Origin of the sequence: Nostoc sp. (assembly GCF_036917375.1) — a bacterium.
Taxonomy (GTDB): domain Bacteria; phylum Cyanobacteriota; class Cyanobacteriia; order Cyanobacteriales; family Nostocaceae; genus Nostoc.
Genome location: NZ_JBALDN010000008.1, coordinates 1 through 13,466 on the forward strand (window position 1 = coordinate 1; position 13,466 = coordinate 13,466).

Sequence of the window (13,466 nt, forward strand, 5' to 3'; positions counted from 1 at the left end):
CAATGTAATTCAGTATATTGCTCATGCTTCTGTGTAAAAATAACTCTTTAATCTTCTTTTATCACAGAATAATACTATTTTGGAGATGTCTTTTGAAAATTTGAATGGCAGATATACAATTTTTGACGAGTATCATGATTTTGAACATGCGAGAAGAGTTGCGGAATGGAAGAAGCAATGCGGCAATTTACTGGCTTTTATTGCTGACGGTGTAGCCCATAGAATAGGTGATGCTATCCCGGACTTAGGGGACAAGTTATGGGCTGCTTTAAAAACTTTTAGTGAAGCAGAAACTAATGAAGAATTTGCTCAAGTTACTGCCTCTTGTAGACGAATAGTAGAGCATGTTTCAGATGAATTATTTCCTCCTATAGAAGGAGAGGCTGAAGGACGTAAACTGGGAACGAAGCAATATCGAAATCGGCTCCTAGCCTTTGTTGATGAAACAAGGAAAAGTGATACTAGTATTGATCTTATTTGGGTTAGCACAAAGACTCTTAGTGAGCAGATGGAGAAGTTATCTGATCTAGCTAATAAAGGAGTTCATTCGGAGGTTTATAGAGTAGAAACCCGCAGATGTTTATTACGAACCATCATGCTATTAGATGACATTATTTCTCTAAAAGTTGGAGCGTTTGAGATTAAAACCAAGCTTAATTTTGATGATTTTTTTGAAAAAACCTTCGGGTTGTAGTGGCGTGGCAAATATAAAATAGTGCAAGAGTCGTAGCCACTGTTTTAAAAGCCAAGATATCGCTCTTGTATTTTGGCAACTCTTACAGCACTTACGGCAGCTATGAGGTACATCGTAAAAGCTGAAAGCGATGATAGGAAAGGGGCTAAGAGAAAAGTATATTGCATAATAGCCGGAAGCGCTGTATACCGTCAAAATTGAGTAATTCAAATGTACCGAACTTGATTTTCCATCTCATCTGCTGTCACTTGATTTAAAATCGCTAGTAATCGTTTTGCTAATTCTTGAGGTGGACGACGAACAGCATAAATCACTCCATAGTGCATTTGTTCGCTATCAAAATAAGCTCGTATGAGTTCTTCAAAATCGGTACGGTTGTGTGTAACTAGTGTTCTTCCTTGGGTGGCAGCATAAGCCATTTGTTCCTCATCGCTTCTATGGAGTTGTCCTGCATCTCTTACGGTTAAAGCATCAAAGCCTCTAGCTTTTAGCAAATCCGCTACCAAAACGTTGACATCCTCATCTAAGTACAAGCGAATGAACAAGTTACTCATAAATCTCGCACCAAGGGATCAATCAATTCATCAGGGATTCGGTTACGTTCAATGTAAGCATTAATTTCATCTTGATGATCGCTGTAATAACTCAATGCATCAAAGACTTGTGCCAAGGTTAAATGAGGTAAACCTTGGGGAATTTCTTCAGGAGATACACCCATACGCCAAGTTTCAACGATCGCCCTAACAGATGTACGAGTTCCCTTGATAATTGGCTCACCACCTAGAATATGCTCATCTTTGACGATATAAAGATGTTCTGTTGCTTGAACCATAGCTGTAAATATCTTAAGAATTTTCCCAGACATTAATTGTACCGATTCTGTTGAGAAGTAAAGCTGTGGATTTGTTGAAGTTTGCAGGAAAGTCGCAAGGCGATGATTGAGAAGAGTGCCTTTAATCCTTTCATCGCAATTTTTTAGCACAAAAGATGATTGCTGTGTAATTTAAAACTACGGTTAATTTACCAAATAAATGTATTTTATGCCCGAAATCAGGGTATTATAAGAATTTATAATAAATCAAATATTAATTTCTTTATCTTAAGTTGGAAAGATATTTAGTTCCAGTCAAAGAGACTTGATGAAATCAGCGTAACTATTGATTCTAGTTAAGACCGTCATGAACCCTAGCTTTTTAACTGCCCATACTCCAACCACGATCGCTATTGTTGGCGGAGGTTTTAGTGGTTCTCTAGTTGCTACCCACCTATTGAAAACTGCCAGTCAACCTCTCACCATTAAGCTGATTGAGCGCAGCGATCAAATTGGCAAGGGAATCGCCTACAGCACAGATACCAACTGTCATTTGCTGAATGTATCGGCAGGCAACATGAGTGCATTTGCCCACGATCCAGGGCATTTGTTACGTTGGCTTCAGTACAACCGCGATGAGTTAACAGTATTTTTTTCAGAAGAAGTCAATGCCAGTACCTTCATACCTCGTAAGGTCTATGGTTTATACATTCAATCGGTTTTAGCAGAAGCAGAAGCCACAGCACCCAGTGATGTGCGACTAGAACGCTTGACCGATGAAGTGGTAGGGATACAGCCTGAAGAAAAAGGCGCAATGATTTCTCTGCGTAGTGGTCGCTGTTTTGCCGCAGACAGAGTTGTGTTGGCATTGGGGAACTCACCTTCTGCACCCCCCGCCATTCAAAACCCAAATAGTAATGATGATTATCTGCGGAATGCTTGGTCAGCCGATGCTCTAGCAGACCTTGATGCTGATGCGCCTGTGTTGCTAATTGGTACGGGACTGACGATGGTGGATATGGTTTTATCTCTGAGCGATCGCCAGCATCGGGGTAAAATTTATGCTGTGTCCCGACGAGGATTATTTCCTCTCAAACATCAAGCGGCTCAACCTTATCCCTGCTTTTTGACGCTAGAAAATTCACCAAAAAGTGTGCGCGACTGGTTACGTCGGCTGCGTGCTGAGGTGGAAATTGCGGCTACCCAAGGTTACGACTGGCGAGCAGTAATTGATTCTCTGCGTCCCATGATTCAGAAAATCTGGCAAAAACTACCGACGGAGGAACAGCAACGTTTTTTGCGTCATCTGACACCCTATTGGGATGTGCATCGTCACCGCATTGCCCCAAAAGTGGCGGATGTTGTCACTGAAATGCTGGATTCTGGTCAACTCACCATTGCTGCCGGGCGGATTCGGGAATATCAAGCTTTGCCGGACGGTGTAGCTGTTACCGTCTGCCAGCGCAAAACCCAAACTAATAATATCTTGCACGTTCGCCGGGTGGTGAATTGTACAGGAGTGGCAGCAGATTATCGCCGATCGCCTCATCCTTTGATTACTGATTTGCGATCGCAGAAATTAATTCGCCCCAATGCCATCGGTTTAGGATTAGACACAGATACCCACGGTGCTTTATATGCAGCAGACGGTAACGTTTCGACGCTGTTTTATACCTTGGGAACTCCCCGCAAGGGTGACTTGTGGGAAACTATCGCTGTACCAGAATTACGGGGACAGGCGCAGGAATTATCAAAGGCGTTGTTGCAGTCACTACCAGTGCGTGTGCGAAGTATTCCGACGATGCCTTTGTTAAGCGAGCGCAGTGCAGAGATACCGCAGTCAACTTTCCTATTCCGGCAATTTTTTGACCCTGCAACTAGTAGTTATACTTACTTAATTGGCGATCGGCAGACAGGAGATGCTGTTTTAGTCGATCCTGTATTAGAGCAAGTTGACCGCGATTTGGAATCATTGGATGAACTGGGATTAAAGCTACGCTACTGTCTAGAAACTCACCTTCATGCCGATCACATTACAGGGGCAGGCAAACTCAGGCAAAAAACAGGTTGTGAGGTAATTGTTCCCCAGAATACGGCTGTGACAAAAGCCGATCGCTCCCTTGTCGGTGGCGAAATTCTAGAGGTGGGATCGGTAATCATCGAAACAATTTTCACGCCAGGACATAGCGCTAGTCACATAGCATATTTGGCGAACAAAACCCATCTGTTAACTGGTGATGCCTTATTTATTCGTGGTTGTGGACGCACAGATTTTCAGGGAGGCGATCCTGGAACTTTATACGATGTGGTGACACAACGCTTATTCACTTTGCCAGATGATACTTTGGTATATCCTGCCCATGACTATAAAGGGCGTACTGTTTCCACTATTGGCGAAGAAAAGCGGCTTAATCCCAGATTTAGCGTTCGCGGAGCGACTCGGAACGAGTATCGCAGCCGCAGTCAATTCATTACCATCATGAATAATCTCAATTTAAGTTATCCCCAAAAGATGAATGCATCTGTACCTGCGAATGAATACTGTGGTGATTTTATTCCTCAAGAAAGCTTAGACCCGGCTACGAGTTCGGCAACAGATGAAGAACAGAAACAAATAGAACTTACAGTCATGACTAATACAGAAATTTACAATGATTACTTTGCTATGTATATCTAGAGGAGGATGAAAATCAAAATTTTTCTACCCAAGGACGCAATTCAACTTCCCATGTCCAAGGATTGCGAGGTTAGCGAAGAATGTTCAGGTAAGTTTGAGCGATGTCTACGACGGGCTACGCCTACGCATCTGGATCGAGTAAACTATCTGGCCGAGCGTCTGGTTCTATCCGGGTAGCAGAACGAATTCCTCCATCAATCACAAAATGCGCCACATGGATATTCTGAGGAGCCAATTCACGGGCAATGCTTTGAGCCAATTCTACCTGTTTTATCTCTACACCTATTCCTTGGTCTAATTCTATGAACTTTGGCCCAGCGATCAGAACTACGATCATCATTAAAATACTTGTCACCATGATGATGCTCACGACGCTGGGATCTTCAAAATTACTTGTAGCTACTAATAATGCTGCGGCAAAATTACGTTGAGCTGTTCCGACTCCTAGCACTCGTTGGGTATCGATACCAGGGCCGCCCAAAAGATAACCGATGCTAAAGGAGAAGACTATGAAAACGGCACAAACTAAAATTGCACCTGTTTGTAATAAGCCAATGATATCGCCAGTGTGAACTATCAGCCTGACAATCAGACCTAAAAGCAATCCAGCATTAGATAATTTGAACAAAATCGGCTGGATAATGGGAGCGATCGCACTCAATTTTGCTTTGATGAATAACCCAACGATCAATGGGCTAACCATCATTAACAATAAGGGTTTGGCAATGTCCCAAGAGTTAATTTGCACACCTTCCACCACTAAGGGCAATACAATCGGCATATAAAAAATTGTGCCCAGCATTAGCAACATCATTAATCCCACCGAGAAAGCTATATTACCTTTGACTATGTGGGCAAGTTTAGGTAATGCTGGAGGCCCTGATGCTACTGCCATGATCAGTAAGCCATCTCTTAGTGGTTCACTTAAATGTACTACTTGTAGTAACAAATATACAAAAAGTGGCACTAGCACAAAATTTGTCAGCAGCGATGAGATGACTAAGCGGAGGTTGCGGAGTGGTTCCCAAATCTGTTGTACGGTGAGACTTAACCCTGCACCCAGCATGGTGAACACGATAAATGTGAAAAGTGCGAGTTTGTCGATTAGTGACAAGATTTCGTTCATGATTTTTTTTCACGCAGAGTTGCGGAGGGGCAGCACTTCGGCTACGCTCAGTGACCAAGGAGCAGGGGAGCAGCACTTCTCTACGAGAGGCTGCGCCAACGGCTACGCTCAGTGACCAAGGGACAGAGGAGCAGAGGAGCAGGGGGGAATGAGGAATAAATTCCCCTTTAACCCTTCCCCTTTCCCCAATCCTCAGTCCCTATTACTTCAATTCCAGGGTGACTTGCTGTAAGTTGCCAGTGAATGCAAAGGGTGTTTGATAAGTATCTACGGCAGGTGTCCCAGTATCTTGACCAACATCAAAGGTTTCATCTAAACCAAATCGGTAGCCTATGGTTTTATCAATGCGGCCTTCGGCAACCTGTCGATCGTCGATTGAGAGCTTACCAGTACCGCCTGCTCCCGGAGCGCCACCATCATAAGTAAAGTCAAATTTAATTTGGGATTTACCGATCGCAATTGGTTGAGAAGATTGAATGATTGTGCGATCGCTATTTAACAAGTTGTAAGCAAAGGTAGGTTTACCTTCTTGCAAAAAGAAACTCCAACCCGCAAAACGTCCGCCTTGAGTTACTAAAACGCCTTCAGTACCAGATGAAGCAGCATCTATATCGGCAGTGATGCTAAAGGAGCGATTCTTAATATTGGGAGCGCTACCTTCGGGAATCCCTGCAACAGATGTGTAATAAGTAAAGCTATTGCGTCCTGTGATTAGGTTGGAACGGATTTTGACATCAAATCGTTGAAGTAAGCGATCGTCCAAAGGTAGAACTTTATATTTCTTTGCTTCCTTGAGAAATAGATTTTGTAGTTGCGCTAACTTGTCAGGGTTCTGCTTGGCTAAATCGTTGGCTTCACTAAAGTCTTTGGTAATATCGTATAGTTCCCAATTATCTTCATCGAAGGAGGTTTTGGAGACACGCTCCCAAGGTAAGCGTCCATGACGGGCGGCTGCTACCCAACCTTGATCGTAAATGCCACGATTGCCAAGCATCTCAAAATACTGGGTTTTGTGATGGGATGGTACAGCAGGATTATCAAAGCTATAAACAAGGCTAGTACCTTCGATGGGTTGCTGTTTTACACCGTTGACTACCTCTGGTTCTTCAATTCCCACAGCTTCCAGAATTGTCGGCGCAATATCAATTACATGATGGAATTGGCTTCGCAGTCCACCACGATTTTTGATGCGATCGCCCCAAGCCACAACTAAACCATTGCGGGTTCCGCCGAAATGAGAAGCAATTTGTTTTGTCCATTGGAAGGGGCTATCTACTGCCCAAGCCCAAGCTGCATGAAAATGATTGAAGGTTTTTGGCCCACCTAAATCATCAAAAGCCGCGAGAACTTCTTGAGGACTTTCTGCTACGCCATTAAAGACTTTTAATTCATTAACACTACCTGTTAAGCCGCCTTCAGCACTCGCACCATTATCACCGGCGATGAAAAAGACTAAGGTGTTATCCAATTCACCCAGTTGGTCTATGGCATCAATAACTCTACCAATTTGTGCATCGGTATGGCTGAGGAAACCTGCAAATACTTCTGCTTGACGCGCATAAACTTTCTGCTCGGTGGGAGTGAGAGAATCCCAAGCCGGGAGTTCCGCCGGGCGAGGAGTCAGCTTAGTATCGGCGGGAATTACACCCAAGGCTAGCTGACGAGCAAAGATGTCTTCGCGTAATTTATCCCAACCTCGATCGAATTTACCCTTGTACTTGTCGATCCATTCCTTGGGCGCATGGTGTGGGGCATGGGTTGCGCCAGTGGCAAAGTAAGTAAAGAAGGGTTTATCAGGAGCGATCGCTTGTTGGGTACGAATCCACTTAATTGCATGATCTGCTAGATCGGGGGTGAGGTGATAATCAGGGCGATTTGGTTTCTGAATATGTTGGGTATTCTCTACCAATGCCGGACTCCATTGATTGGTATCACCGCCCAGAAATCCATAGAAGTACTCAAAACCTAAACCTGTCGGCCAGCGATCGAATGGGCCTGCTGCACTGGTTTCATAGTCTGGGGTATTGTGCCATTTGCCAAAGGCCGCAGTGTTATATCCATAGTTTCGCAATACTTCAGCGATCGTTGCCGCACTTCTAGGTAAAATCGCTGTATAACCTGGATAGCCTGTAGCTAACTCCTCAACTACACCTGTATTCACAGAATGGTGATTGCGTCCCGTGAGCAATGCGGCTCTGGTAGGAGAGCAGAGTGCTGTAGTGTGGAATTGGTTATAACGCAATCCCCTTGCTGCTAGACGGTCTAAATTAGGCGTATCGATTAGACCGCCAAAAGTGCTGGTTTGTCCAAAACCGACATCATCAAGCAACACCAGCAAAATGTTTGGTGCATTTTCTGGAGCCTTAATTGGTTTGGGGAAGTCTGGTTCGGATTCTTTGTAAGTCAGGCCAATTTTGCCTTGAAAAGATGGTTGGGGTAATGGCAATTTTTCGCCGTAGTCCGCCCAAGCAGGTAGAGGTAAGAGACTAGAAAATATTAGCGTTAGGGCTGTCAAAAAGGCGATCGCTTGAGAACTTAACTTCAGAGATGCATACAAAGAATCGCTCTTGTGAGGATCAGTCATACAATTTTGGATTTATAGGTAGTGTGCTGGAAGCCAAATTTTTAACTAGCCGAAACCCGATATGAGTAGTTCCCGTATCGGGTGATTCTGACTCTCGCGCTGCCGGACGGAAGCGGCTACAGTAATTGGGAGCGCAGAGATACGATCCCCCTTTGATTACGTGTAAGTTTGATTCATCTGGCTTTTTGGGATCAAAGCTTTGATTTAAAGCAATAGGATTAATTCGATCGGATTTGCGTAAGCGTAGCCCGCCGTAGGCATCGCGTCCAACTTGAAAGAAATCACTAGTCCATTCCCACACATTGCCGGTCATGTCATAGAGTCCATAACCATTGGGTGTAAAAGAACCGACAGGAGCAATGCCCAAGTAACCATCGGCTTTGGTGTTGAAAAAGGGAAAAATTCCTTGCCAAGTGTTGGCTCTATGTTCAGAATATTCATTGCCCCAAGTGTATGTTGCACCATCTAAGCCACCACGGGCGGCATATTCCCATTGGGCTTCGGTGGGTAGGGATTTTCCTGACCATTTGGCGTAGGCTAGAGCATCTTCGTAAGCTATGTGAACAACTGGATAGTTGGATTTGCTAGCGATAGCACTGTCTGGGCCAAAGGGATGTTGCCAATTCGCGCCAGTAGTCCAATGCCACCAACTCAGCAAGGAAACTTGCTTGACACCTGGTTTTGCCATCTCAAACACTAAAGAACCCGGTAATCGCTGCTCATCGGGTAAATCGGGAAACTGTTCTTGAGATAAGGGACGCTCTGCAACTGTTACATATCCTGTGGCTTTGACAAATTCATCAAATTGTGCATTTGTTACCTCATATTTATCAATACAGAAGTTAGTCACCGTTACATCTCCAGGCGATCGCTCTTCCACAAAACTGGAATTATCAGACCCCATTTTGAACGTTCCTCCTGAAATCATCGCCATCCCTTGGGGACAGGGATTGACTGTGGCTGCCAATGCAGTTGTATTGATGAATAAGAGTGCGATCGCTATTCCCGAAATGAATATTAGTGTGAGAAAGTAATGTTTTTTTCCATCCCTAATATTCTCAATTTTGCTACTTCTAATTGAATGCCTGTAGTTCATCAATAAGATTCAACTTTGCTTCAAACTTATATCATTTTGGTTTTAGATGAAAAATTCCCTTTTCGTCGTATTTATCGGTAATCTATTTTTTGTATTACATTATTTATTGTGGAAAAATCCATATTTTAATCAATAAATTTTAAGAAGTTTTCTATGTTTTATACTATGCAGAAACTGTTAACTCTAAACTTAGGCTAATTTACAATAAAGATATTCATTTTTATTAAAGTACTAAAAACCGATTAAGTTACCGATGTTTTATCTAATATTGATAAATTACATCTTGTGAAAACATAAGTCAAGCACTATATATATTTAGCTACGAAAAAGCTTAACAACACCTCAGTGAGATATTGGTGTAGTCACAAAACTAGTTTTGATACCCTTCTTCACCCAGTTTTTTCGTAAAACTGGATTACTTCCTTGGTTTGATATCATGTCCGGTTAATTAGTTATGATTCCCACAGTCATTGCACCCCACCCTTTGCCAAAGGAAGGGGAGACGAAGCGTAGCTTCGGTGGGGTGGGGTTCTTGGGGTTTAGTAAGTAATCAAGCGGACATGATATGACTTCCACTTAGGAGCATTACCTTGTAACAATTATGACTCCATGCAGATTGTACGCATCATGTATCAAGCGCTTTCCTGTACCTTGACAAAGATAATTGAGATTGATATCATGTGCGCCTAATTAGTTATAATTCCAGCATCTGTGCAAAAACCAGGAAACCCTCTTTTCCCCTGCTCCCCTGCCGTCTTAATGATAAGTTTTTAACCGGACACGATAGACTCCTTACCGATACAGCCAAACCCGGAGTAGTGAAAGCAGTTGCTCGGTATCTACAGGTTTGGTGATATAGTCAGAGGCTCCAGCTTCGATGCACTTTTCTTTGTCACCTGGCATGGCTTTGGCAGTTAAAGCAATGATTGGTAGTGAGCGAAACTGTTGTTGTTGGCGGATGGCGCGGGTGGTTTCGTAACCATCCATTTCCGGCATCATGATATCCATCAAGACTATATTAATCTCAGGATTAGCTTGCAGTCTTTCTATGCCATCTCTGCCATTTTCGGCAAACAACACTTGCATTTGATAGCTTTCTAAAAAGCTGGTTAGGGCAAAAATATTTCTAAGGTCATCATCTACAATCAAAATTTTTCGATTAGCCAGCACTGGGTCAGTTTGATGTAGTTGCTCTAACATTTGTCGCTTCGGTGTGGGCAAATTTGCTTGCACTCGATGCAAAAATAGGGCAGTTTCGTCTAACAACCGCTCTGGCGATCGCACATTTTTAATAATAATTGTTTCTGCTAGTCCCCGCAGCTGGGTTTCTTCTTGTCGGCTGAGTTCTTTACCGGTGTAAACAATTATCGGCAGTTTCAAAAGCTTGGGTTCAAGTTTTATCTGCTCAATTAGGGCAAACCCGCTCATATCGGGCAAACCAAGATCGAGTACCATACAATCAAAGTGATGCGATCGCAAAATTGAGAGAGCTTCTGCTCCTGTACCTACTGCTGTACTCTGGACATCGCCGTTACCAATCAGTTCGATGATACTTTGGGCTTGTACGGGGTCATCTTCTACAATTAGGAGATTTTTTACCTGACGCTCAATAAAGCCTTTAATCTCAGTCAATACCTGAGTTAGCGCTTCTGGAGACACGGGTTTTTGTAAATAAGTAATTGCTCCTAGCTGTAATCCCCGTTGTTGTCTTTCATCAACAGAAAGTATGTGTACTGGTATATGTCTAGTATCTGGTTTATGCTTCAGACGATCCAGCACCGTCCAACCATCCATCTCTGGCATGTGGATATCTAGCATAATCGCATTGGGTTTAAACTGTTCCGCCAGTGCTAGACCTTGTTTGCTTTGTAAAGCAACAATAGTTTTAAAACCCTGCTGACGTGCCATATCTAGTAAGATGCGGGCGAATTTATCGTCATCTTCGATAATTAGCAAAATGCGATCGCCTGGTTGAATTATTTCCCGGTCATCTGGAATATCGTGGGGTAAGCTGGGAACCACTTTCACTGATGGAGAGATGTCCACAGTTTTGGGTCTGTGTTCCACCATTGGCAGTTCTTTTTTGGTCGATGCTGGGCGAATCGGGGTGGTTGGCTCAAGGGTTGGTGTGGTGTTTTGACCATGCTTTTCCTGTTGTCTGGGCAAGTAAAGGGTGAAGGTGCTTCCCTGTCCTGGCTGGCTGAGTAGTTCAATTCTCCCTCCCAACAGTTGAGCTAATTCACGGCTAATGGACAAGCCCAAGCCAGTCCCGCCATACTTGCGGCTAGTTGTGCCATCTGCTTGCTGAAATGCCTCGAAAATAATCTTCTGCTTTTCGGCTGGAATGCCTATGCCCGTGTCGCTGACGGCAAAAGCGATCGTGAAATTATCAACTTGGGATATTTGCAACTTCACGCCTCCCTGTTCTGTAAATTTAAAGGCGTTAGCGAGGAGATTTTTCAGCACTTGTTGCAAACGTTTGGAGTCGTTATAAATTGTTGGGGGTAACTTCTCGTCCCGTTCAATAGTAAAACTGATTTCTTTATTGTGGGCAACTTGCCGGAAAGTCTGCTCTAGAGATGTCTCCAAATCTGCAAGAGCAATTTGCTCAATATCGAGCGACATAGTACCCGACTCAATTTTTGCCAAATCGAGAATGTCATTGATCAATTCCAGTAAGTCGGTTCCTGCCGAGTAAATAGTCCGGCTGTACTCTACTTGTTTATCGGTCAAGTTGTTAAGAGAGTTATCTGCTAACAGCCTTGCTAAAATTAATAGGCTATTTAACGGTGTCCGCAACTCGTGGGACATATTCGCCAGAAATTCTGACTTATATTTGGAAGACAAAGCCAGTTGTTCAGCTTTTTCTTCCAAAGACTTCCGCGCTCGCTCGACTTCCTGGTTCTTGCGAGCCACTTCCCGATTTTGAACTTCTAACAATTCTGCTTTTTCTTCTAGCTCCTTATTTAGTTGTTGCAATTCTTCGTTAGATTGCTTGACAAGAAATTGTGATTCTTCTAACTCGTGCGCTTGTTCTTCTAGGCGTTGATTGCTTTGCTGTAGTTCTTCTTGCTGGGTTTGCAGTTCTTCTGTTAAAGCAACAGACTCTTCAAGTAGTTGCTGTGTTTGCAATTGTGAGGCGATGTTATTTAAAAATACACCCAGATTTTCACTCAACTGCTCTAAAAATGTTAGGTGTAACTGGTTAAAAGACCCAAAAGAGGCAAGTTCAATTACAGCATTTACCTGCCCTTCAAATAGTATGGGCAAGACAATAATATTTAGTGGTGGTGCTTCTCCCAAGCCGGAAGCGATGCGGATATAGTCACTAGGAACTTCTGTGAGGAGGATTCTTTGTTTTTCTAGGGCGCATTGTCCCACTAATCCCTCACCCAAACGAAACTGATTTGCTAGGTTTTTTCGCTCTTTATAAGCATAACCACTCAGCAACTTCAGCACAGGCTGGTCGTCTATGGAGTCCATCACATAAAAAACGCCCTGTGATGCCCCAACTAGTGGTGCTAAATTCGACAATATCAGATTAGACACGCTTTCCAGATTTCGCTGCCCTTGGAGCATCTGAGTAAATTCAGCTAAGTTAGATTTGAGCCAGTTTTGCTCCTCATTTTTTTGAGTTGTGTTTCGCAGATTAACGATCATCTGGTTAAAGGTGCGCGTCAACACGCCAATTTCATCTTGGCGATCGCTATCTGGTAAACTTACCGATAAATCCCCATCCGCCATTTTTTCTGCTAAATCAGAAACTTGCTTCAGGGGTACTGAAATATGTCTGGTCAGGGTGAATCCAATCAAAGCTAAGAGCAAAGAAAAGAAGGGAATACTATAGACAATGCTGGCGAGCGTTTGCCGACCAGCTGCTTGTGCTTTCTCTGAGCGCTGTTTTAGCAGTGTATTCTCTTCATTTTTCATCGCCTGGATAATTTTCTGGATATTATCCATCAGCCGCTTACCCTGGTCTGTCAGAACTGCTTTCTGAGAAGCTTCTAAACCCTGGCTTTGCCGTAGCTCTATGACTTCTTTCATTACAGCCATTCTCTCGGTTAGTAATGGCTGCAAAATATCAAGCCGATTTTGTTGGTTGGGGTTATCTGCCGTTAACCTTTGAATTTCCCTAACTTTTTGATTCAGTACTTGAATGGCAGCGTTATAAGGTTCTAAATAGCGCTGTTCTCCAGTAATAATGTAACCGCGTTGCCCTGTCTCAGCATTTGTCAGTTGCAAGTTGAGGTCTTCAAGCTGACTTAACACTTGGTAAGTATGGCTTTCTTTGCGCGAAGTTTCAATTAGCTCATTAGTGCTTTGGTAGGAGATTAAACCAATGGTGGTCAGAGTTGCCAAACTCAAGGCAAAACTTACTCCAATCTTAGGCCCAATCTTCAAACGGTTTAACATTACTCCACGCAGGTATTCAAATTATTTTTCTTTTTAAGACTATTTTAATTATGTTTTAGCTATGC

Annotated in this window: 9 protein-coding genes; 3 read left to right on the forward strand and 6 right to left on the reverse strand. The window is 43.3% G+C overall.

Features of this window, described 5'->3' with window-relative positions:
- Positions 1-85: 85 nt before the first annotated feature.
- The gene (locus V7K45_RS02615) at positions 86-694 is read left to right on the forward strand and encodes a hypothetical protein (RefSeq protein WP_335000092.1); all 609 of its coding nucleotides are present in this window, start codon (positions 86-88) and stop codon (positions 692-694) included.
- A gap of 206 nt (positions 695-900) precedes the next feature.
- On the opposite strand, the gene V7K45_RS02620 is transcribed toward V7K45_RS02615, so the two are convergent.
- Complete coding sequence (locus V7K45_RS02620) at positions 901-1,248, reverse strand: DUF5615 family PIN-like protein (RefSeq protein WP_335000094.1); 348 nt, start codon at positions 1,246-1,248, stop codon at positions 901-903.
- Positions 1,245-1,676, reverse strand: a complete 432-nt coding sequence (locus V7K45_RS02625) for a DUF433 domain-containing protein (protein ID WP_335000096.1) — start codon at positions 1,674-1,676, stop codon at positions 1,245-1,247. Before V7K45_RS02625 ends, V7K45_RS02620 begins: the two co-directional genes overlap by 4 nt.
- A 196-nt stretch (positions 1,677-1,872) precedes the next feature.
- Here V7K45_RS02625 and V7K45_RS02630 point away from each other — a divergent pair, with 196 nt between their 5' ends.
- Positions 1,873-4,182, forward strand: coding sequence for an FAD/NAD(P)-binding protein (locus V7K45_RS02630; protein ID WP_335000098.1), 2,310 nt, complete (start codon positions 1,873-1,875; stop codon positions 4,180-4,182).
- Positions 4,183-4,303: 121 nt separating this feature from the next.
- Here V7K45_RS02630 and V7K45_RS02635 read toward each other — a convergent pair whose 3' ends face one another.
- From V7K45_RS02635 to V7K45_RS02645, 3 genes are all read right to left on the reverse strand, one after another.
- Positions 4,304-5,308: a bile acid:sodium symporter family protein gene (locus V7K45_RS02635; protein ID WP_335000100.1), complete on the reverse strand. Its 1,005-nt coding sequence runs from the start codon at positions 5,306-5,308 to the stop codon at positions 4,304-4,306.
- A gap of 202 nt (positions 5,309-5,510) precedes the next feature.
- Positions 5,511-7,892, reverse strand: a complete 2,382-nt coding sequence (locus V7K45_RS02640; RefSeq protein WP_335000102.1) for an arylsulfatase — start codon at positions 7,890-7,892, stop codon at positions 5,511-5,513.
- Entirely contained in the window at positions 7,885-8,796 is a 912-nt protein-coding gene (locus V7K45_RS02645) for a formylglycine-generating enzyme family protein (RefSeq protein WP_335000104.1), read from the reverse strand. The genes V7K45_RS02640 and V7K45_RS02645 overlap by 8 nt, the downstream gene beginning before the upstream one ends.
- Position 8,797: 1 nt before the next feature.
- On the opposite strand from V7K45_RS02645, the gene V7K45_RS02650 reads away from it, so the two are divergent.
- Positions 8,798-8,926, forward strand: a complete 129-nt coding sequence (locus V7K45_RS02650) for a hypothetical protein (RefSeq protein ID WP_335000106.1) — start codon at positions 8,798-8,800, stop codon at positions 8,924-8,926.
- Between the two features lie 854 nt (positions 8,927-9,780).
- Here V7K45_RS02650 and V7K45_RS02655 read toward each other — a convergent pair.
- Complete coding sequence (locus V7K45_RS02655) at positions 9,781-13,401, reverse strand: response regulator (protein ID WP_335000108.1); 3,621 nt, start codon at positions 13,399-13,401, stop codon at positions 9,781-9,783.
- Positions 13,402-13,466: the final 65 nt, after the last annotated feature.